Annotated in this window: 14 protein-coding genes; 4 read left to right on the top strand and 10 right to left on the bottom strand. The window is 39.0% G+C overall.

What is annotated here, in order from left to right; all coding sequences use genetic code 11:
- Window positions 1–15: 15 nt before the first annotated feature.
- Window positions 16–3,303, bottom strand: a complete 3,288-nt coding sequence (locus UABAM_RS09995; RefSeq protein WP_151967861.1) for a hypothetical protein — start codon at window positions 3,301–3,303, stop codon at window positions 16–18.
- Between the two features lie 112 nt (window positions 3,304–3,415).
- Between UABAM_RS09995 and UABAM_RS09990 the strand changes: the two genes are divergently transcribed.
- Genes UABAM_RS09990 through UABAM_RS09980 form a run of 3 tightly spaced genes read left to right on the top strand, consistent with a single transcriptional unit; the run spans window position 3,416 to window position 7,876 of the window.
- Window positions 3,416–5,275, top strand: coding sequence for a hypothetical protein (locus UABAM_RS09990; protein ID WP_151967860.1), 1,860 nt, complete (start codon window positions 3,416–3,418; stop codon window positions 5,273–5,275).
- A 1-nt stretch (window position 5,276) separates the two neighbouring features.
- On the top strand, window positions 5,277–6,215 hold the full coding sequence (locus tag UABAM_RS09985) for an ABC transporter ATP-binding protein (RefSeq protein WP_151967859.1): 939 nt from the start codon (window positions 5,277–5,279) through the stop codon (window positions 6,213–6,215).
- Window positions 6,215–7,876, top strand: coding sequence for an ABC transporter permease (locus tag UABAM_RS09980; RefSeq protein WP_151967858.1), 1,662 nt, complete (start codon window positions 6,215–6,217; stop codon window positions 7,874–7,876). The genes UABAM_RS09985 and UABAM_RS09980 overlap by 1 nt, the downstream gene beginning before the upstream one ends.
- Window positions 7,877–7,951: 75 nt before the next feature.
- Here UABAM_RS09980 and UABAM_RS09975 read toward each other — a convergent pair whose 3' ends face one another.
- The 7 genes from UABAM_RS09975 to UABAM_RS09945 form a co-directional block, all read right to left on the bottom strand.
- Window positions 7,952–9,877: an ABC transporter substrate-binding protein gene (locus tag UABAM_RS09975; protein WP_151967857.1), complete on the bottom strand. Its 1,926-nt coding sequence runs from the start codon at window positions 9,875–9,877 to the stop codon at window positions 7,952–7,954.
- Between the two features lie 7 nt (window positions 9,878–9,884).
- Window positions 9,885–11,192 (bottom strand): hypothetical protein, encoded by a 1,308-nt coding sequence (locus UABAM_RS09970; RefSeq protein WP_151967856.1) that lies wholly within the window; start codon window positions 11,190–11,192, stop codon window positions 9,885–9,887.
- Window positions 11,192–11,446, bottom strand: coding sequence for a hypothetical protein (locus UABAM_RS09965; RefSeq protein WP_151967855.1), 255 nt, complete (start codon window positions 11,444–11,446; stop codon window positions 11,192–11,194). Before UABAM_RS09965 ends, UABAM_RS09970 begins: the two co-directional genes overlap by 1 nt.
- 9 nt (window positions 11,447–11,455) lie before the next feature.
- Window positions 11,456–12,562, bottom strand: a complete 1,107-nt coding sequence (locus tag UABAM_RS09960) for a hypothetical protein (RefSeq protein ID WP_151967854.1) — start codon at window positions 12,560–12,562, stop codon at window positions 11,456–11,458.
- A gap of 2 nt (window positions 12,563–12,564) precedes the next feature.
- Window positions 12,565–15,384: a GumC domain-containing protein gene (locus tag UABAM_RS34330; protein WP_229759380.1), complete on the bottom strand. Its 2,820-nt coding sequence runs from the start codon at window positions 15,382–15,384 to the stop codon at window positions 12,565–12,567.
- 51 nt (window positions 15,385–15,435) lie between these two features.
- Window positions 15,436–17,034 carry a hypothetical protein gene (locus UABAM_RS09950; protein ID WP_151967853.1) on the bottom strand — a complete coding sequence of 533 codons (1,599 nt, stop codon included), beginning with the start codon at window positions 17,032–17,034 and terminating at the stop codon, window positions 15,436–15,438.
- Window positions 17,035–17,371: 337 nt separating this feature from the next.
- A complete protein-coding gene (locus UABAM_RS09945; protein ID WP_151967852.1) occupies window positions 17,372–18,343 on the bottom strand; it encodes a S1C family serine protease in 972 nt (323 codons plus the stop codon).
- A gap of 580 nt (window positions 18,344–18,923) precedes the next feature.
- Between UABAM_RS09945 and UABAM_RS09940 the strand changes: the two genes are divergently transcribed.
- Window positions 18,924–19,766 carry a hypothetical protein gene (locus UABAM_RS09940; protein WP_151967851.1) on the top strand — a complete coding sequence of 281 codons (843 nt, stop codon included), beginning with the start codon at window positions 18,924–18,926 and terminating at the stop codon, window positions 19,764–19,766.
- Between the two features lie 4 nt (window positions 19,767–19,770).
- On the opposite strand, the gene UABAM_RS09935 is transcribed toward UABAM_RS09940, so the two are convergent.
- Together UABAM_RS09935 and UABAM_RS09930 are read right to left on the bottom strand one after the other, a co-directional pair.
- The gene (locus tag UABAM_RS09935) at window positions 19,771–20,763 is read right to left on the bottom strand and encodes an SPL family radical SAM protein (protein WP_151967850.1); all 993 of its coding nucleotides are present in this window, start codon (window positions 20,761–20,763) and stop codon (window positions 19,771–19,773) included.
- A gap of 34 nt (window positions 20,764–20,797) precedes the next feature.
- On the bottom strand, window positions 20,798–21,613 hold the full coding sequence (locus tag UABAM_RS09930; protein WP_151967849.1) for a hypothetical protein: 816 nt from the start codon (window positions 21,611–21,613) through the stop codon (window positions 20,798–20,800).
- Window position 21,614: the final 1 nt, after the last annotated feature.

Here is a 21,614-nt window from a genome sequence, read left to right as displayed (position 1 = left end):
AGATAATTCTTCTGTCTAGCGTTCTGACAATTCTTGGAATTTCTTCTGATAGACAGGTCCACCCATCTTGCGTTGGTTGAGACGTAAGGCTTTGATTAAACCTTTTACTCTCTCTCCTTCTCCGCGCAGACTTAGAATAAGTAGCTGACGATACTTTGTTTCCCACCATTGCGGATTATCATAGTTACCAAAACGAACTTGCGGATTTTGATAGGGAGATAAGCGATCTAGAAGTTTCGAGGTGTAATCATATGCTAAGTACAAACACATATTTTTAATACGCGCTCCCGCATCTCCTGGCGCACCTTTGGCGTTTTGTGGAAGTTTTGTATTAATTGCCTGAATGGCTTTGTCGCGATATACGACCTGTAGTGTCTTGATACCACGGTCCAATTGTTCCTCTTCGGTCATTTGACTTAGTTCACTTTTTTTGCTCTTGAACTCATTGGCAAATTCTTGACGCTCGCCGTCACTGATTGCGGAACTTTCGACTTTGGCGATAATTTCCAAAGCGCGAAGATATTCATTGTAGAAAACCGTGTCAGCAGCTTCTTGTGGTTTGTGCTTGGCAATATCGCTCTGTAGTTCTTTGCTCAGGTATGTTTGTAAGAAATTGTGTAATTTATCGGTATCTTTGTAAGATACTTGTTGTGACAAACCAGCGAGAATACGTGACAAATAGTCTAGATATAGTGCGTCTTCTGGTTGATCATCGCCTGCTTTTTTGCGAGCTTCGCGGTCGTTGTCGAAGATAGGATAGAACACGTAAATAGCTTGTTCCCAGTTTCCGGTTTCTATCGCGCATTCGGCGGTCTTTTCTTGTAATTCTTTTTCCTTTTGTGGATTGTTATTCAGTGACAAACACTTGCGGAACAGTTTCAAGGCGCTACCAAACATTTTACCAGACTCTTCGTTTTTTCCGCTTTCTTTTAGGAGTTTAGCGGTAATTACTTGGGTACTGGCAATCCAATCCAGAGAATTGATCGATAGATTGTTGCGATACAAATACCACTTGTTCAGATAGTCGGAACTTTTTGTGTAGTACTGAACGCGTTTTGCCATGGCTTGTTTTAGGGCTTTGGCATCAGGTGTATCTTGCTTCTTAAGTGCTTCGTACTTGTTATCGGCATCTATGGCCAAATTATAGTACTTCCTACCCGCCAAATTGTACGCTGCGGCACGGAAAATTGCACTACCTGAAGTTCCCCCTTCGGCACCATAAATATCTTCGGTACGCTTGATAAAACCTTCGGCTTTTTTCAGGTTGCCGGCATTGATGTTCGACTTTACCAACAGATATGTTGATTGTGCGAGCATGTCGGATTGTTCCGGGAATTCTTTGCACAAACGTTCTAAGTACTTACTTCCGCGATTGACTTCATTGATACGCAAATAAGAACGACCAAGGAAATAAAATGACTCGGCTGTCGCTTCTTTACGCCGTGACTTTTTCTCTAGATCAATGTCGGAAAGACGATTGCTCTTTGTATATTTTTGATAGCCAAGAAACTCTTTGACCGCTCGTTTGTATAAATCCGCGGAAGTTTTATTCATGCGGAATGAGCCAGGCTTTTTACTTGAAGTTTTGGCCTTTTGCTCGTATTTCTTCGCGGCATTGTAGTAGCATTTTCCCACGTTTACTAAAGCGCGTTCGAAAGCATCAGCCTGTGGAGAAACTTTACGATAGGCTTTTGCCGCTTTTTCGTATGCCTTGGCAGACTTCACATAGTCTTTGGTGCTCGACGCGATACGTTCTAGATCATCCGCAGAACTGTACGAAAGGTTCTTCGCATACGGAGAGTTACTGAATTTTTTGACCAAGTAGTCGCGCATTTTGTTGGATTTTTTCTGAAGATACTTGTCTTTGGTTTGCTTGTAGGCTTCTTTGTAACCTCGATATCCCCAGTATGCAGACTTGGCGCGGATGCTAATTTTTTGTTGCACCACTTTGCCTTTGACCTTCTTTTCGACAACTTTCTTTAGCCCATATTTTCTATCCATGGCGCATTTTTCATAGCACATTGCCGATTCTTGGTATAGCCCGAGGTGCCAATAAAGCTGTCCCATTTTTTCCCAAGCGTCGATGCCGTATTTGGCAATGTCTTCTTTGCTTTTGGAGTATTTCACCACTTTTAGATAGGCCAAGATCGCTTCGTGGTATTGCTCTTTGCTGGATAAACCACTGGCGACGAGGTGGGCGTTTTTCGCATTTTGTAGTGCGGTAGGGTCTAGTTTCCCCCACTCGAGAAGTAGTCTTCGCGCCACAAATCCCCAATAGGTTTGTAAACTGGCGATTTCTTCGGCGATTTCTAGTGCTTTGCTGTATTCCCCTTGTCCTACATATGCCTTACCTAATTCCAACTTCAACGCTTGTCCGTAGTTTTCACGTTTGAGCTTGACGTTGAGTTTGCTCGCCATGTGTTTTTCAAAGTCAGTGGCGAGTTGAATGGATCTGGAAAATCTTTTCCATTTGTTGTAGGTTTGCAATTGATAGTAGCATGCTTGTAGACTGAGTTCGATGGCTTTGGGGTGATTGACATTCATTAGCGGGCGCAATACGCCGTCGTAGAATATAATCGCATCACCATAGGAGCCTTTTTCGTGTAGAACTAGACCGTTTAGGAGCATGGCAAAGTACGAACCGATGAGTCCCTCGTAGTCGGTCATGTAGTCTTCTAGTTCACTACTACACATCTCCAATCTACCCTTTTGACCAGCAAGTCCTTGGAAATAGTATACGCGACACAGTCCGTACCACGAGTGATAGCGAAGATTGGCTTTTTCGCGTACACTGGTATTCTTGGCCTCTACGTTGACGCCAGCGTCATCATATTGACCTTTGACATCGCGAAAGCGCTTTTCCGCTCCGGAAAGGATTTCGTCGACTCCGGAAATTTTTTCGTTCTTTTGACGACTTTCTTCAATAATTTCTTGTGCCTGTGTTACCATAAGGTCTGCCAGCTCTAATTTTAGCTTTGCATTTTCAATTCCGCCAACAGAACCGAGGCGACTTTCGTAACACTCTATAGCTTCACTGTAAGCGCTTTTCTTTTTTTGCGGATCAGATTGGCGCTGTGCTTTTTCTTTGATGAACAGACATCTTAAAAGCTCTGTTTCTTTGCGTTGTTGTCGGGAACCTTTTTGTTGAATGAGCTGTCTAACATCTTCAGCAAGTTCATAGTACCCGCTGCGCGCTAGAGCTTTTGCGAACTCAACATCGTCGCGACCATTGATAATGCCATCATTTGCATACATGTTTAAGCTAAAGATGGCAAAAACGCATACAATAAATTTTCGAATCATCTGTTGCCTTTCTAAAATAAAGTTAGAAGTCGATGGATTTTTGATTATAATTTCTAGCTGTTTAGAATGCAATACTCTTTATGTTTACTGTCATTTTTTTGGGAAAGTTTTCATGAGACGACCACTACTATTATTATTTTTACTTTGTTGCTGTTATGGGCAGACAGTGCTTTACGATACATTGGTTAAAACGAAGAGTAAGTTAAAAATAGAAAAGTTAAGAGCCATTGGCAATTTCTCTTCGCACGCCATGGAATACATGACGGTTTCCGGTGTATTTGTTACCGATGCTTCTTGGAAAAAAAAGAAAATCTCACTGCGTGTTCATTCGACAGATTATGGTCAAGAATGGACCATTTCACAAGATATGGAACTTTTGCCAAGTAGTAAACGTTCCTTTCGCCTATATGGCCATACAAAACGTCGTGTAGACGAAATAAAATTTTCGGTATTTTTTGATGGCAAAGAGGTGATTCGCGCCTCTTTTTCTCCTAGCCAAAGATACGACACCTTTCGAATTCTCTATGTTTCTCCGAAGAATTATCTCGACGGCTCTTTGTTGCAACCACGTATCCAAGATGATTTGAAAGGGTATCGCAACGGTGTTGAGATGGAGAAAATACAACCCCACGATTTACCCACACATTGGTTAGAGTACCGCAACGTTGACGCTCTTATTATCAATAGCGATCGTCCTTTTTTAGACATAAAGTCGATGTCTGACCCGCGTGCCACAGCTCTTTTCGACTGGCTCAAGATGGGAGGCCATGTTATTGTGAGTTGTGGTAGCCATTTGTTCTTATCGAAAAATACTTTTATGCAAAATTTATTTTCGGTCGCGGAAATCTCCACAGAATCGCGGTCTTCAGAAGAACTGCAAAAATTCTCTTTTGGTAAGTCACAATATGCGTTTAAACACCCGAAACAAAGTGCGGTCGTCGACGATTTGTTGTGGACTCTCGACTACGGCTATGGAAAAATCACTTATATCGGTGGTGACGTAAAGAATTATGCACAAGCAAACAAAGAGCGTGGTTTCTGGTTAAATTGTTTTTCTCCGCGACAAAACGCACAAAACTCCACAGTGTTTTTCAAAGATGACGAGGGGGACTACATCAATCGCGCTGATTTTACCAAAGAGCGCGCTCCGATTTTGACTCTCATCATCACATTGATGCTCATCTATGTACTGGTCATTGGTCCTTTCAATTTCTCCTTTTTACGCAAAAGAAACCGGACAATTTATTTGATATTCACTATACCCGCCATCGCGATATTATTTTCTTTTGTCGTTTTGTTTTATGGCTTTTTTTCCAAAGGTGTCTCTAATATTGGCAAAAAGATTTCTTTTTACTATTCCTTAGAGGATAACAGATGTTATGCAAAAGAATACTTATCGGTTTCTTCTGGGGCAAAAAGCCTTTACGACATCGCAGGTAGTGAAGGGGCAACCGTTACCAAATTATTTGATCGCAGAGATGAACATATACAATACCGGCAAGACAACGGTATTTTTATCAAAGACTATCCGATCAATTTATGGGAAACACGATTTTTTCGTGTAGACAGCGTTTTTGATCACAACTCTCTTACTGTAGAAAGACGCAAAAATCGTCTCTCTGTTCAAAACAATTTACAGGTAAAAATAAAAAAAGCTTACTACGTCGAAGGAACAACGCGGTATGTGTATACATTGTCTGCGGAGGAAAATTCCTCTTTTACCTTTCAGGCAAAACCTGACTATTCTCTCAAGCGTTATGGAGATAGCCAAATTTTTTGGGAAAAACAAGGAGTGCCTTCGCACTTCGCAAAAGTAATTTCCTCTGAAATACAGCGTTATATTTCCTATACCAAAAGAGATTTCATCATGACATTTATCGACAAGGATTTCACACCGACACAAACCAGTCCGCGTGTAAACTTTAACGAAAATTTACAAATTTTAATTACACCGCTAACTAGGGAAAACTAATATGATTTTATTGAAAGACTTAACAAAGATTTTCGGTAGTTTTCTTGCTGTTGACCATTTATCTTTTGAAGTGCCTGCAGGAGAAATATTTGGATTTATCGGCCCTAACGGTGCTGGCAAAACGACGACGATTAAAATGTTAGCGACATTACTACAACCCGATAGTGGTGTAGCGCGCATAGATGGTCACTGTGTGTATACAGACCCTGAAAAAGTACGACAGGTAATGGGATATATGCCGGATTATTTCGGTACATATGACAACGTGACAATCCATGAGTTTTTAGACTTTTTCGCGCGCGCTTACCGCATACCTGCCAAAACGCGCCAAAGTACGATTGATGGCTGTATGGAACTGACGGATTTGAAAAAATTACAAACGAAGCTGGTCTCTTCTTTATCGAAGGGGATGAAGCAAAGGTTGTGTCTAGCAAAAACATTGTTACACAATCCGAAGGTGCTTATTCTCGACGAACCAGCAGCAGGTTTAGATCCTAGAGCGCGAATTGAATTTCGCTCGCTGTTAAAAGAATTGCGCAACATGAAAAAAACCGTTTTCATTTCCAGCCATATCCTTACAGAGTTGTCTGATATCGTAGACTCGGTGGCGATTGTCGAAAAAGGACGTTTGGTGGTAAGTGGTGATCTACAAACGATTTCGCGATTATCTAGTACGCAAAACCATATTGATCTACGTATCAGAATACATGACAAGGAACAAATAGAGTCAGCGCTAGGTATTGTGCAGCAAACCGAAAATGTGGTAAATGCACGCGTGGAAAACGATAGTATTCTTATGGAGTATAACGAGGAAATAGATAAAATGTATTTGGTTCTAAAACAATTAGTCAACGCAGATATTCCAGTGACGGAGGTAACATCTTCGCAAAGCAATTTAGAGGACATATTTATGAGAGTAACTCAAGGAGAGGTTAGCTAATGGAATTTTTTGACAGATACATAAATCCCATTCACTTATTGGGTTTGAGATCTTACTTGCGTACCAAACGTTTTCTATACACATTTAACATTTCTGTTTTACTTATGGTAAGTGCGATGCTGTTGGGATTCTTTTTTATGTCTATTGAGCGCATGCCCACGGCCCAAATCGGTAAGAACCTATTTATGATTTTTAGCATCATGCAGTATGTGATCATCGGCCTTGTCTTTCCAGCGTTTAGTTGTACGGCCATTATTTCGGAAAAAGAAGGTAAAACCTATGATTTACTTGTTACCGCGAATCTTTCTTCGGGAGATATCGTGTGGGGGAAATTTCTTTCGGCGTATACGCATTCGGCGATGTTTTTAATTTCGTCGCTGCCGATTGTGATGATGGCATTTTTGTTTGGTGGGATCACTCCTGCACTTATTATGATTACCTATGCAATTTTATTTGCCTATGCCGCACTAATTGTCATGTTGTGCCTCTCTATTTCGAGTGTGTATAAAACAATTACCCGGGCCATTATCGCGAGTTATATCGTGGTGATTATCATCAATAGTTTTATTTCTCCGATGCTATTTTTCTTACTGTATGACTACCTGCACGACTCGGAACTGGCGCGCTTTTTTATCGCGATCGGTGGTTACGGAAGTCTCAATGTGTTTCTCACCGTTTATATCGTACCAGTGTTTGTTTTTCTATCTCTAATATTTGCACCGTACCTCGTGGCAAAAAATTCATTGCGCACCTACGCAAATAATCGATCAACGTCTCTCAAGGTCTACTTTACTTGCGTGGGGAGTGGAATACTTGCTATTTTTCTTACCTATTATATTAATTCGATTTATATGTTTATAGGGATTCAGCAATTAGACTATGAAATGATCATGATGGTCGGTGGTTTTTGTTTGGCGATTGCGGGTATTTTTGGTCTTATAGGAAGTCTCGGTTTTGCCGGAGAAAATCCCGTTCCGGAACGATTTGTGATGAAGCGTTTGAGCGAACATTTAAAAGCCGGTCGCATTCGTCGCGTATTTGCATCAAAGTTTTTTCTAGGTCTTCTCGGTCCTGGCTCTTATCGCGGAGCGCGATTCGTTACGTTGATGTGTTTTGGGTGGACCGCAATATATCTCTTAGCTACGTGGCTTCTTATCGAGAAGTTTGGTGTAAACAATACTGTATTCTGGAGAAATTATGAAGCAAGCGGTTATATGGAGTATCCCATTATTTCTGCTTTTGTGGTGGTTAGTTTCGTGTACTTTTTTTCTATGCTCGCATCGTTTTTATCGTTTCGCATCCGGCAAATAGGGTTTCGCCGTGCGGTGTTATTTTGTATGCTATTGTTTTTAACTATACTCCTACCTTTATATTCATTGTTTTCTATGGAAGTATACGGTGGCTTTCACGCAAGTATTTTAAATTTTCAATACTTATCTCCCAGTATGTGCTTTTTTTGGAGTTTTATTCCCATTTCGCAATTTGGAGGAAGCAAGTTTAGTTGCCTTATTGACGGTGTACCGATCCATTATATTGGCATTGGAGTGTATTTCTCATTAGGATTTCTACTGGATTTATTGAATTATCGTCGTTCGCGGAAAATGTGGAATGAGTTAGAGAAAGAAGAAAAAGAAATACTGGAAAGTATGGATAAAAAATAGGTGTTGTGAAAGATGCTAGTACTTAGTGCCCTCTCCAGCGGCTTTTGCCGCTGGAGGGCCCCAAATACCAAAGTCCTAGCGATCAGACACCGCCCACAAATGCACTTCGTTAAAAATATTGATGAGACCATTTATTTGCGTGTAGCCGTGAGGTACTTTGTATTCTGGTCCAGGGGACAATACTTTTAGTTTCGGGTCATGCATGATAATGTGATTGCGACTCCATAAACAAATGTACGGCGGGTCGTGATGCAAAATACTAAACGCCTTGCGCCATGCTTGTTGTAAAATTTTTACATTGGTAACATCGCGTGTACTACTGGCTATTTTATTAATTGTGGCATTATGATAACGGCCATAGTTAACGTTTTTTATCTTTTTCTGACCCTTTTTATGTTGAAACAATCTGGTTAAGTTGGGTGTACCCGTCAGTTTGACCGTACGGAAGGCAATGTCAAAGTCTCCCTTTTGCAGTCTAGGGTAGTAACTGTCAGGAACAAGATAGTCTATGGTGATTTCCATACCAAACTTTGCTAGATCTTCCTTTAAAGCTCCGCAAATCTGTTTTACCAGTTGATTCTTGCCTTGAGGGTTATTCGCAATTAATGATAATTTGGGAAAGCCCAAAAGACCACTGCTTGTTATATTTACGGATTTCCATATACCAACATCAACACCTAGTTTGTTTTGTATACGTCGTACAAACACACGATTGCCATTGATGACTTTTACGCGAACAATTTCTTCTTCTTTACGTTTTTCTAGTTCTTGCAAAAGTTCTGCGATATTTGTGATCGATACTCGTTCGACTTCCTGAATAATGTCACCCGTTTGGAATTCTTTTACACGCTCGCCAGAACCAGAGTAAACCACTACGCGTTTATCACCTTCGTAAACATCAAGGCCCCAATAGCGGTATAACTTAAGTAAGTTGAGTGCTATTGTACTGTCGTCTTTGTAAGGGCGTACGGTAGTGTTGTAAAAAAAATTGCGTCGTGGAAGAGGTGCCGCGATAATTTCTCCTTCGCCAGAAAGAGCTTTTTTGAGCATTAGGCGTTTGCGTACCATGTAGTTTAACGCGCGCCTCACAGCAGAAGGCACAAGGTATGGGTGTTCACAATTCAGAACAAAGCCACTGAAAGAATCGTCAGAGTAGCGCAGCGTTTTTACATTTTTTTTACCTAAAGTATTGTTTATATAGCTGACATCTGTCTGTAAGGTTTCAGTGATAAGATGTACGTTACCGTTAATGAACTGCTCGTTACGTGTGATACGCGCATTGGGAAATGAAAACATTTTGATATATTCTATCGGACGATGGTTGGGAGGATATTGTAAATTTTTGTAGTAAGGGTGGTCTTTTGTACGACGCATTTTTATAAAACGATTTTCTTGTATTTGGTCTACGTGGTATCTACCATAGCCAATGTGTTGCTGTTTTCTCTTGGAAACACGCGCTTTACTTGGTTCCTCATTCTTGATGTAAGAACGCTTATCCACGATAGGAAAATAAAACTCTCCAGGTAGTGGTGCTGTATTGGCAGAATTACCGTAGAAGGCGTTGAATGAATTACTACCTTGCTTGGTAATGACTAAGTTATTGTTGACCTTCCAACTATCGGGATTTAATTTTTTGTATTCTAGAGAGAACAACACATCTTCAAAGCCCAACGGTTGTCCATCGTTAAAATTGGCATTTTGTAGGTTAAAGCTCAAAACCGTTTGTTCCCGGAGCTTGACGGTTCTGAACGATGCCAAACATGGACGGTATGCTTGTTGCCCAGAGGTCACTTGGTAGATGTCAACCAACGGGTCGGTGGTAAGTTCAATGATTCTTCCTTCGACTTGTGTTTGAAATCGCGCCAATGGATTGAAGGTATATTGTCTAATTTGCTCAACAAAAGAAAGTGGAAATTCCATTTCAGCATAAACGATTTCTTCTTGCGCGAAACATAGTGAAAAAAACAAAAAAGTCGCACATATATATTGTAGTTTGTTCATAAAAATCTCAATCTATCTTTTCCCAAATTTTATTTTCTGCATATACATCTTTAGGAATATTTTTATCTTCTTTTTCGTATAAAGAGATAAGATCAGCATCCTCGAAGTCGCTCATTAGAGTACCAAGTAGAGCGTAAGCAGATCGACCTTCTCCTAAACGGCATAAGGTATCTAATAAAACTAAATAGACTTTATGCTCTGAATTTTTTTGTAATACTTTTTGCCATGCTTTTTGTGGACGGCGTTTTTCAATAAATAGTGAAATTGATTTACCGCCAAGCCAATAAGAGTACTTGTTTAGCCATGTAAAATGAGAATGGACTTCTTCGTAATCTTCTTCTTCCATCCATAAAATGACTGCTAGACCAAGATGAGCCTCACAGTATCGCGATAGCTTTTTTTTGTTCGCCACAATTTTTTGAAAATTTTGTTTGGCGGACGTTAGATCCCCTTTGGTAAACAATTTCCATGCTGTTGCCAGTGAAAAAAGTTGCAAATAGTCATCGTGCGCTTCTTGGGACATATCATTGGCATTTTGTGCAATAAAAGTTTTGCCTTGTTCCCATATGGGAATAGAGTGTTTTGCCATTACACCAAAATGAAAAAGCATATTGCCAACAACAGACTGTTCATTTACTTCAAGTTCAATTTTCTTATTGGCGATAAAGAAATATTTGTTTTTTATTATATCTTTTAAATCAGAGGACGTAACTTGTTTTTTTAGCAAAACTTTGGTAAGCAAAGTGCCTGATTGACGAATTAGACGATGTTGTTTGTCGTCGTTGACGAGTGAAAATAATCTTTTGGCTTCGTCATAGGAGTTATTTTCCAGTGCATACCAAGCTTTTGCCACAATAAAAGTTTGCAAGTTGGATTGGGAATATACTTGTAAAAAAGACTGGATACTTTTGTCGTGACCCGTTTCTAACAACAAATCGAGAACATGAAACAGCTTGTGATTACCGACATCGCGAAACTTTTGTTGATAACTTGCCGGAATTTCGGCAAAGGGGTCAAGAGAATACCCTTTCCAATAATAGAGGCGGCCGACATCCCACGCATCTATTTTTTCTTGAAAGGCACCATCAACAGCAACAAGGCACAAGATCTCACCTAGTTGTGCTTCACTAATTTCTGACTGTTGTTTGACTTTTTGAGCTTTAACAAACAAAGAGGCGCTTTGGGTAAATTGTTTCTTGCTGTAGGACTCACGGGCTTTAAGTAAAAAGTTGTCGTCAGTGTCGTTTGGTGTTATCTGGGTTTTATTGTTACAAGCACAAAAAACAACAGCACATACAAGGACAATTTTCCACATTAGAAATTTCCTTCTTGGATCGTTCCTTCCAAATAACCAGGTGTCACTTTGCGTAGACCTGACTTCATGGTACTAAGTTCTTTTTCTAGTCCATCAATCTTTTGTTGTTGTATATCTAGTTTACCTTCTAATTTTTCTAGACGAGAGCTCAAGTCATCGATAGTATTTTGTTGAATTTCAACTGTTTCTTGTAGCGGGCTACTAACACAACCGCTCAAAAGTAATATGGTGGTTGCAATGATTGCAAGACGCATTTTTTCTCCTCAAAAATCTAATAAACTTACTTTGTTATTTATAAATGGATAGCTTTTGCCGTCAATATTTAAGGAAAAATACTGTTGGTTTTTTTCAATAAGCCATCTGTTGTTATCTTTAGCAATAAAATCAATGCGTAGTGTTACATTGGAAAACTGTAACGAGATACTAGTAACTTTTTCTTGGTGCACATAAATTTGGTGTTTGTTTCCCAACTCCGTACGAATACGCGGGGTTTTTATTTTAAATGGTTGTTTGCAAGATATAACCACACTTACCTTTTTGCTGAGATTTACTACTAACTCGCTGGATTTAGCGTGTATGAAAGAACCAGTGTAAGTATATTCTCCCTTTGCTACCGAAATTTTGTATGTCTTTTGCGCGCGTACTGGAAGTAAGAAACGCAAAGAATACATACGTCTTTTCGCGTCCCAGTTTTCGAAAAAACCTATGTTGTGACCGTCAATGTTAACGCGAGCTCTTTTTGTTTCACAGTAAATTGTTGTATACGCAACAGATGCCGTTTCGACTTTTGTGATGACCTCCAGGTACTGACCATAGTCGTCACCATTGTAATTTTGACGAATATATTTGCATGTTGCTTGTGCATACTCCAAGGCTTTGAGCGGGGCAAGTTTTTTGCAAAAGCCTCTTTTCCCATTCCAATCCATGAGAACGACCAGACTTTGCGAAAAATCTTTGGGCAGTTTTAGACTAGGTGGATTGGGCACCACATAAAAATGAGTTTTTCCACGGATGCGTGGAAATGCTTTGCGTTTTGGGACAGCCGTCACGGTAACGATTAAAATTTCATTTTTGGTAGTGTTTGGTATTTTCCACGACAAACTATTTGCCGTGGAAGGTAATGTAAAAATTTCCAATGTGGCACCACCGCGTTTTACGATGGAAACATTATAAAATTTTATGTACTTCGCGGCAGCTTGTGTCGTAAGAGTTTTATTTTTTTTTTGGATTTCCCATGAATTTTCATACAGCGCATTTGCACTGTGTATTAATCCCTTGTCGGTACTAAACTTTAGTTCTATTTTCGTATCTGCGTAAACCATTGTGGCAAATACGAAAAATAGAGATATGTATTTGGTTTTTAAACTCATTTTTATAGCTCTTTGGCGACTTTGGTATCCGAAAAATATTTTTTAATAATACCGTATAGTTTACTCTTTAATTTTGATTTTTTCGCTAGATTTTTCAGCGCAGAAGCCAAGCTCTCTTTTTGCATAGAATACACTTGTGTATCTTTGACCGAGTTGATGGTCTTTAAAGAATTGAGCATTTCATTTAGCTTACGGTTTTTTATATTGTATTTGTAGTTTTCAAATACATAAAGAGCGAGTATTTCCTTTTGCGTGGTTTCTACGTTTTTTATGATGAGCTTGTCTTTCCAAGTGGAACAGAAAAGCGCAATATGGTAACTACTGTGTTTTTTTGAAGCAAAACGAATAATTCTCGACACCATTCCATGGCTTAAAGAACTAAGAGATCTTTTACTCTTACCAAATGTAACTTGCCATTTGCCATAATCAACAGTGGTGATTTTGGTTTTTATTTTCTTTGTTGCGGTTTTGATGTCGAAGTAAAAGGTGGTGCTTTTTCCTTTTAGTTTTTGTAATCCTTTTGCAAAATGAGTACTGACGGTGGGTAATTTTGCAATGTCTTCACTCCATGACTGAAGTTGTGGACTGTCACCTGCTAGATTATCAATAACACTTTTTGCTTTACTGTACCTGCGACTACGCAGTAAAGGATAGGTTTCTTTTGCAATTTGTTGCGCTTTATCTAGCCATTGTATTTGTTGCTGTAAACGGATTACGGAATTGAGTTTGCTATTGATCGTTTCGAGATTACCCAGTAGTTGGCCGGCTTTGTTTTCTAAAAGCAGATTTTTCGCCGCCTCATATTGTTTTTTCGCCACCAACTCATCAAAGTTATTCAGCACAATAACGAGTTTCTCTTTACTCTTTTGTTTTATTAATTTGGTGAGTTCGGATATCTTTTCTGGAGAATAGCTTGGATTTTCATCTTTGAAGTTGCGTAAAGTCGATAAAGCACGATTAAATTTCTCTTTTAAAATATCAGCATTGATTTTTGTTTCTAAACTTTCGAAAGCGGAAACAGAACTGAATTTTGTTAAAATCTGCTGTAAAGTTTGTAACTCTTGTTCTATTTCTTTTTTGTATGGGTTTTGTGGATACTGTTTTTGAAAATTTTGGAAATTGGCAATTCTCTGTGCCACTTCTTTTTCATCACTTATACGGAAATTTGTCGAAAGAATCGCTTTGTATTCACTCTCTATTTTTTGGCTTACGCTTTCGCTTTTGGGAAAATACTCTTTTAGATATTTGTCAATAAACTTATTGAGAAGTCCCATTTCATGAGCAATGTATCCTGACCCACCCAAAACAACTAAAATCATAAAGAATACAAAAAAGCCAGAAGAGGATTTGCTTTCCTCAATCTCTATATTGGCGACAACTTCGTCACTTTTTATACCGACTTCTTTCAGAAGATCAGGTGTGTTGGTGATGAGTTCTTCTTGGGAAGCTTCCATCGGATCTTGTTTTGGCTTTTTCTTTTTGAGGGAAATTTCTCCAGTAAGACCCATGACTTCTACGTCTTTTGGAACCTCGGATATATCGATGCTTTTTTTGCGTTTCTTCAGGTATTTTCTCAACTCTAGTAGCTCGGGCTTTTTTGCACATTTTGAGCTCTTACAACGGTAGCTACGGCCTGCTTGAAATAAAACAATTTGATACCTTTTTTCGCATACAGGACAAATCATTGTCGATGTTTTTTGACGACCAAGTATTGTTTTTATTTGCTCATTGGTTAAATAGCCTTTTTCGGCCATGATTTTACCGATTTTTTTGCCTTTGCAGTCTGTTACTTGACTGAGCAAAGCATCGTTTACTTGTTCTTCTGTTGCCATTTTTAACAGAATAGCCGCTTTACCAAACGGAGTACTCATCGATTTACCTTGGGAAGGCTTTGAGTACTGAGATTTTATTTTGTGTACTTTGTCACTTCTACCCGATGAACCTTGCGAACTGCTTTTCGCAGGGCTACTTTTCGCAGGGCTACTTTTCGCAGGGCTGCTTTTCGCAGGGCTACTTTTCGCAGGGCTGCTTTTCGCAGGGCTAATTTTCGCAGGGCTAGCCTTCTTCGAAGGTTTTTTCAATGGACTAGAAGGTTTTTTGAAGGTTTTGTCTGTTAAGTCTGGTAGTACAACATTTCCTGATATTGTAAACTCTGCACTGTCAGAGCGTAAAGCATCAAGTTCTTTAGAGGCCTCAACTTCTGCAATATCAGGGTCAGGAGCTCTAAAAGCAGGGTTTTCAAAATTGCTTTCGAGAAAATCATTGTCAAATTCTAGGATTTCTTCGTCGGGGGCAGAAGATTTACGCATTTCTTGATCTACAGCATCTATTCTATCTTTAGATTGCAACACTTCTTCGGCAAAAGTTGCCGACTTGACAAAGGTGGAACTTTCGCCAAAAACAGGTTCTTCAAAACTAGAGTCTTCGCCAATGACAGCATGTGCTGCCAAAGCAGAACCTTCACCAACTAATAGGGCATCATCGGCTTTGATTTCATTGCTTGATTCGTTGAATAGTGGATCTGCTGCTTCCATTTCCTCAATGGGATCATTTTGGCTTTTTCCCTCTTTGGCCATATCTGCATCTAGGTCGTCAACACTCATTACTTTTAATTTTAAGTCTGAGGATAAAAAGCAATCATCGTCGTCAAGCTCTTCCCAGGTCAATTTGTCCACTTGTTCTTTGGATAAAAAGTCTTTTGCTACTAAAACATCTAAGATACTCTGATCTTTACTTTTTTCTATGGAACATAAATCTATTTGCTCTTGCGTAATCCATTTTCGTGAAATCGCTTGTTCTAGTATATATTCATCAGATAGCATCTACAAACCCCTCGCAATTATTTCTAATGTATGCTGTCCGTGTATGACGGACTAATAGATAAAATCCACATTTTTTCCTGTAAATATGATGGAACTTGTTAACTGATTTTTTTCAGCTACTTCAAATTTTATGATATTCCCGAAGTCTGTTTCTTCGTTGAATACATTTATAATGCTTCCCTTTACAGGAAAATAATCCTCACATTGCCGTGGTACAGCAATTTTTATGTCCATGCCAACTAGTTTTTCTAGCGTAATTTTCTTTACAATTTTGTCTGTGTATTCTAGTTGTTTACTTACTACTTTAAGATGTTTTGCAAAAGTTTTGGCTGCACCGTTTTTGTTTTTGTCGCAGACGATAGCAAAGCGCGATTTTCGCGAGTATAGCAACTTGTCAAAATAGTTGATTAGCTCATGATCTGCTTCTGATATTGCGCTTTCGTCTTGTGGGTACCAATTTAAAAAATCTACAATCATCAGTACCGTGGAACGTAATATTTTCTCTTCTTCTACTTGCTGGTCGGTATATGTTGGTCTCGGAGCTGTAAAACTACTATCGGCTAACGCAGTATTTTTCGATACGATAAGTTGTTGGATTTCTGCTGTACTCATGGCAATCTTTTCCAACAAGTTTTGATGTAGTCTTTGGATGTCTGAAATTGCGGCCCAGACAAGTTCACCAACTTTGTAAAAATCTTGGTTGTCGTTTCCAAAAATGACCCTGAGAGATCGATATTTTATCGAAGAACTTTTCTTTTTTGAATTCAGCATACGCATGAAATCTTCTACAAGAAGTTCTGATATGTCACTTCCTATACCCGAGTATGTTGTGACGAACTTGATTTCTTGTAATTTTTCTAGGGCAACTTCTTCTATTAATTCGTCAACGCTGTCAAATTGACATCCATGGGCACGACAGTAATTTTTTACCAGTAGTTCTTGAATGAGTTGATTAATCTCTTCACATAACTGGATATTATGATAATCAATGACAAACGATGATCCATCCTCTTCAGCTATTTCTAGAAAGCCACCATATTGCAACCACTTGAAAAATTTACTTTTTTTCAATACGAGAGGTTGCTCATGTTTTTCTATACACTCTTGGATCAAGACAATGATGTCGCGGTATTTTTTTTGATGTAATAAATTTTGTATGTTTTCTAGACTTATCTGCTTTGTTTCAGCAAAAATGCCACAAAATTTTTCTATCGATTCCAGGAAATCATCATATGTACCCTTTATTTTAGGCAACATTACATCAAAATCAGTAAGTAATCTAAACGAGATTTCTATCTCTCTATCATCAACAACCGTTTCTTCTTCTCTAGAAGGCTTTTCCTTTAAACGATGTAGTTGTTGTGTTGAAAAGCGAAACTTGCGAACTTTATCATTGCGTTTTAGATTCAAATCTTGGTTTTTTTGATGGATCTCTGACATAGTTTGTTGCTGATGGAGAAGTAAAGCTTCTCCTATGGATTTGGGTTTAACATTCAAATGTCCCGTGTTTTTATTCTCTGCTTTGTTAATATTCTTGCTATGGATTTTGTTTAGGTAAACGATAAAAACAAAAAAAGCAGCAAATAGCATACCCCATTTGTAATGTTCAAACCAATATTCAATACTTCCGATGTACAATAAATCTAGCATATTACACTCAAAATATGGAGATACGTATGTGATGTAACTGACAATGTTACCATACCAGTGATCCTTAAGGATGACCAGCATTTGATAATGAATCATTAACTTTGTTTAGGGTCAATAAATTTAGTTAACAAAGTTTTTGAAGGAAGTTGTAATTTGTAGAGCTTGTGCTCTGGCTCTTGCTGATACGTAAAATATATTTTCTTTGCTCTACTATGTCAAGTAAAATGATAAATCAAACAATGTGAATTGCACTTAGTTCACGATCGAAAACGATTCGGATTTCCCTTCTGGAAAAAAAGGGATTTTTGTCGCTCGAACCTTGGAAGTTGGAGAATGTTTATCTCATGAATCTAGCTGTCAATGCAACAGGAACGACAATTATCATTTTTTTTCTGCGGATAGTTAGTGAAACTTTTTGGCCTGGGAAGTATGTTTGGATGATTTTGCGAAACTTCTCGATAGAAGTTATTTCGAAATCATTTATTTGTAAAATTTTATCTCCCACTAATAGACCTTCTTCTGCCGGACTTTCAGGCTCAATAGCAACGATTTTTGGTCGACGGTTTTCCAGGGCCAATTCCACTCCAAGGTACACAGGAAAAGTTTGTAAAAAGAAGAACTCGTCGGGAAGTGCAATTTTGTTGGCATAGTAGCGCTGTAAAAAATTATTGATGGTGGGACTGGGAATACCCAAACCTTTGTGGCGATCTTGCGCGTATCCTGAAAAGCAAGTTGCGACAATTTTGCCATGCATATTGATAATAGGTCCACCGTATATACCAGGATTAATGGCACAGTCTGTTTCCATAATGTCGCGTAAGACAATTCCCCAGCGTTCAAAGTCGTAAATACCACTTACCATACCATAACTGACACTAAATTCACTGACTTTGGCAATACTTCCATATGTATTACCGACGGATACAACTAAATCACCCACTGCATATTCTTCGCTGAGTTCTAAAGCGGGAAGTTGCGGATAATTTATCTTCAGAAGCGTCAGGGGACTGTGCTCGTCGTAAGCCACCACCTGTGCTTTTATGATGCGGTTGTCGTAACAAATACAACGGGCGGATAATTTGTCCTGCATTACCTTACGCGTGGTTAACACCAAGTTTTTACCTATAACAAAACCGGTTCCGTAATAGATACCTCGTTTGAGAATGCCTTCTTTCCGTATTTCCTCAGGAACATCAACATCCACAGCAACAATACTAGGTCTTATTTTTTGATAAAGTTCGTTGAGATAGCTTCTTTGCGCTATAAGTACATTCAAGGCAATGACAAAACAGCAGATAATTTTTTTCATTTGTTTCTCTCGTTAAAAGTAAAGTTGCTCCAGTAACCACAAACCAAAACCACAAACCAAAACCACAAACCAAAACCACAAACCATAAATCCAAAACCGGAGTCCAAAAAAAATGGACCGCAAACCAAACACAAAAAGAACAAAAATAGATGACTGAAGCCTCTCCCGTGGGAGAGGCATGAGAATTAGGGTTTTCAGCGTAGCGAAAACCTGTAATTCGAAGGTGAGGGCACCAACATAGAAGTGCTAAACCAAACAAATACCAACCACTAATTCGAAGGTGAGGGCACCAACATGGAAGTGCTAAACCAAACAAATGCCACCGAAACGAATACCAATACCGAATAAATAAACCAACACCGATAACAACGCCCATTAATTATTATATGAGATCGCCGCGAAAAAGTTAAGTTTGATTGTTTTTCGGAAAAAAAATATTATTCCGCTTGACTTGCCGTAAGTTTTCCGTATAATGGAGTGAAAGGTATAAATTGTAAAATAATAATGTTTTGTATCTTGTTTTGTATCATGGACTTTTGCAAGATGCACTATGCATCCTGCAAAATAGAGGTTGGGAAAAATGAACGAATATTTATTGCTTGAAAGCGAAACTTTTCGCAAAAAACTTTGTACAGATCAGAACACATGTGTGTTGAATGAGGTAGGTAAACTAGAGAGTTTTACCGAAAATGGTTGGACGACCACAGAATACATCGCCAAGTTCTATGATGTGGCTGTGCCCACTGTGAAAAGTGTGGTGTTGCGCAACAAAAACGAAGTGATTATGGATGGCTATAAAATCATACAAAAAAAAGACCTCCGAGCCCCGAAGTTTCGCAAAATGTTCGGTACAGATATTGAAAAGAAAATAAAACCTCTACACTCCAAAACACGTTCTATTGCATTGTTCTCAAGACGTGCGGTTCTAAGAATAGGCATGTTACTACGCGATTCTGAAGTGGCCAAAAAAGTACGTTCATATTTGTTGAATTCTGAAAATAGAACCCTAAACAACGAACAACAACACCGAAGACTGCTGGGGCAGATGGCACACCAACTTACGCAACAAGCATCGCAATTGGCAAAGAATGCAGAGCAACTCATATGCCAGGCAAATTTGGTTACAGCTGCGGTAAACGAAATTGAACGCACAAAAGAAATGGTAAAAAGAATAGATGAGCGCGTTGAGTTGCAGGAACAGAGACTACAAGCACTGGAAAATTCTTTGCGACCGAATAACAAACAACAAAAAATCTCCGAAGAACAAGTTCTCCTGTTGAAGATTGAGCTCAAGAAAAAAAAGAAACATGCTGTTAGCGTTTGGTCGAAATTTAACAAACATTTTGGTTTAAAAAGCTACGCCAATTTACCAGCGAGTTCCTTCGACGTTGCGCTAAAATGGATGAAAAATTACAAAGGCTAGTTCGCTACTCGTATACACAAGGAAAGAAAACGTTTTTGTCTATGTACTTCAAAAGTTCGGTGGTGCAAAAGTCAAACATTTCTTCTCCTAATTCGCCTTCATAAGAGACCATGCCACTTTTTTCCACAAGTGGTCCTGCAAAAAGTTTTTCATCAGGGTAGAGTTTGTGAATGTTATTAAACATCGTTTTCGGAAGTCGAAATTGACCTAAACTTACCGAGTGTAGACAATCTAAATCTATCTTAGCAAAAATCTGTGCAAATAATTTTTGGTAATTTTCGCGGTATTCTCGATGATAAATGAGTGGGTCAAAACGCAAGCCGATGTTCCATCCACATTGTTGCAGCTTTTCGATCGCTGAAAGGCGTGCACTGACACTGGGAACTTTGTCTTCTATTTTTTCGCTAATGACTTGTGGAGTAAAACTGAATGCTGCGATACAATTGTGGTCGCGCATGGCAAGCAGTGGTTTCACATTCACACTTTTTGTGCGTAACTCCAACCATGCGTTTTGCGAACGAGGAAACAGCGGAACAAAGTACTCACTAAATTTTGTTACCTGATCAAGTGCAAGACTATCGCAATCGTAACCGGAAAAAAAGTGTACCTGTTGTGTGGGGTGTTCCTTGCGAATTTGTTCTATAGATGCGGCGAAGTCCTCAAAATTAATAAACAAAAGATAGTGAGCAGAACGATACATTCCCTGTAAGAAACAATAACGACAATCATAAATACAATTCATCATATGAGAGAAGTAGAAATTCTTCTTTGCACCAATTCCATAACCTTCCGGAGCTTCCAGTACAAAATGCTGAAATTTTTTGGCTAAAATAAGAGCAGGTTTTTGTTTTTGTAAACGAAAGTTTTGTACCTTGCGGTTGAAAACCTCACCATAACGTTCACAGAAAACAATACGCGCCTTGGGAAATCTTTGGCAAATCTCTTGGGTACGTGCGTGTTCTTTAATCTCTTCTTCTATGTATATTGTATCAATCATACTTTCACTCAATTTTGACAGGATTAACGGGATATTATAAGCTCATCTCGCGAGAGGCACATTGGACTTTTTTTTCGATAAATTGTAGGACTTGTTTCATGTGAGAACACTGTTCACGCATTTCATCGTTTAGTAGTTTATTCTCTGGATTTAGTGTTTGCCATTTTTGTAGTAAATTACGCAGACGTTTCTGCCCGGCGGCTGTAAATTTCCACTGTTGAAGAATATCTTGCCACTCTTGGGGAATCTTGGGCGGTAGTGATTTTGCCACTTGCTGTAATTGCGAACAAATGTTATCGATGTGGGGCATATTTTGCTCGATGAGTTGCTGTACTTTTTGCCGTGTAATGTTCTGTATGTGTTGCTCTTCATTGTCGGAAATGACTTTGAAACAATGCACAAACTCGCTGGTGGCGAACTTGGTCGCAATCTCATAGAAGCTAGAAGCTTCCATTTCGTAAGCACTTGCAGTGGGGTAATTTGTTTCGGGAACATCCACAGTGATGACAGTCGCCGTTTGCACCGGAAGATTTACGAGTATGGGAGGGTACCACTTTTTTTGTGTATTGGCGTCAACGATTTTGTGGGCGACGATGGCCTGCCCTAGCTCCAAATCTTTGTGTCCGGCAATTCCCACATTGATCCACAATTGGTATTGTTCATTTTGCGCAGTACATTGTAAGTAAGCTGTTGCCGCGGCACAATTGATACGTCCAATTCCTGAAACAATCAGCCAAGTATCTTCATTGCGGTATATTTTAAAAGGCGTTTCGCTGTAGAGCTTGAGTTTATAAAATTTGATGAGTGTTGTGGCTTCAGATTGCAAGGCGACCACAAATAGAATTTGCATT

The sequence above is a fragment of the Candidatus Uabimicrobium amorphum genome, from assembly GCF_009002475.1.
Classification (GTDB): Bacteria; Planctomycetota; Uabimicrobiia; order Uabimicrobiales; family Uabimicrobiaceae; genus Uabimicrobium; species Uabimicrobium amorphum.
Note: the sequence above shows the minus strand (reverse complement) of the source record. Positions and strands in the feature narration are given on the sequence as shown.

What these genes read in the sequence shown, in the direction of transcription:
- UABAM_RS09975 (WP_151967857.1), bottom strand. Translation starts at nt 9,877, where the DNA reads ATGAACAAACTACAATATATATGTGCGACTTTTTTGTTTTTTTCACTA.
- UABAM_RS09945 (WP_151967852.1), bottom strand. Translation starts at nt 18,343, where the DNA reads ATGAAAAAAATTATCTGCTGTTTTGTCATTGCCTTGAATGTACTTATA.
- UABAM_RS09980 (WP_151967858.1), top strand. Translation starts at nt 6,215, where the DNA reads ATGGAATTTTTTGACAGATACATAAATCCCATTCACTTATTGGGTTTG.
- UABAM_RS09930 (WP_151967849.1), bottom strand. Translation starts at nt 21,613, where the DNA reads ATGCAAATTCTATTTGTGGTCGCCTTGCAATCTGAAGCCACAACACTC.
- UABAM_RS34330 (WP_229759380.1), bottom strand. Translation starts at nt 15,384, where the DNA reads ATGCTATCTGATGAATATATACTAGAACAAGCGATTTCACGAAAATGG.
- UABAM_RS09995 (WP_151967861.1), bottom strand. Translation starts at nt 3,303, where the DNA reads ATGATTCGAAAATTTATTGTATGCGTTTTTGCCATCTTTAGCTTAAAC.
- UABAM_RS09990 (WP_151967860.1), top strand. Translation starts at nt 3,416, where the DNA reads ATGAGACGACCACTACTATTATTATTTTTACTTTGTTGCTGTTATGGG.
- UABAM_RS09970 (WP_151967856.1), bottom strand. Translation starts at nt 11,192, where the DNA reads ATGTGGAAAATTGTCCTTGTATGTGCTGTTGTTTTTTGTGCTTGTAAC.
- UABAM_RS09950 (WP_151967853.1), bottom strand. Translation starts at nt 17,034, where the DNA reads ATGCTAGATTTATTGTACATCGGAAGTATTGAATATTGGTTTGAACAT.
- UABAM_RS09940 (WP_151967851.1), top strand. Translation starts at nt 18,924, where the DNA reads ATGAACGAATATTTATTGCTTGAAAGCGAAACTTTTCGCAAAAAACTT.
- UABAM_RS09965 (WP_151967855.1), bottom strand. Translation starts at nt 11,446, where the DNA reads ATGCGTCTTGCAATCATTGCAACCACCATATTACTTTTGAGCGGTTGT.
- UABAM_RS09985 (WP_151967859.1), top strand. Translation starts at nt 5,277, where the DNA reads ATGATTTTATTGAAAGACTTAACAAAGATTTTCGGTAGTTTTCTTGCT.
- UABAM_RS09960 (WP_151967854.1), bottom strand. Translation starts at nt 12,562, where the DNA reads ATGAGTTTAAAAACCAAATACATATCTCTATTTTTCGTATTTGCCACA.
- UABAM_RS09935 (WP_151967850.1), bottom strand. Translation starts at nt 20,763, where the DNA reads ATGATTGATACAATATACATAGAAGAAGAGATTAAAGAACACGCACGT.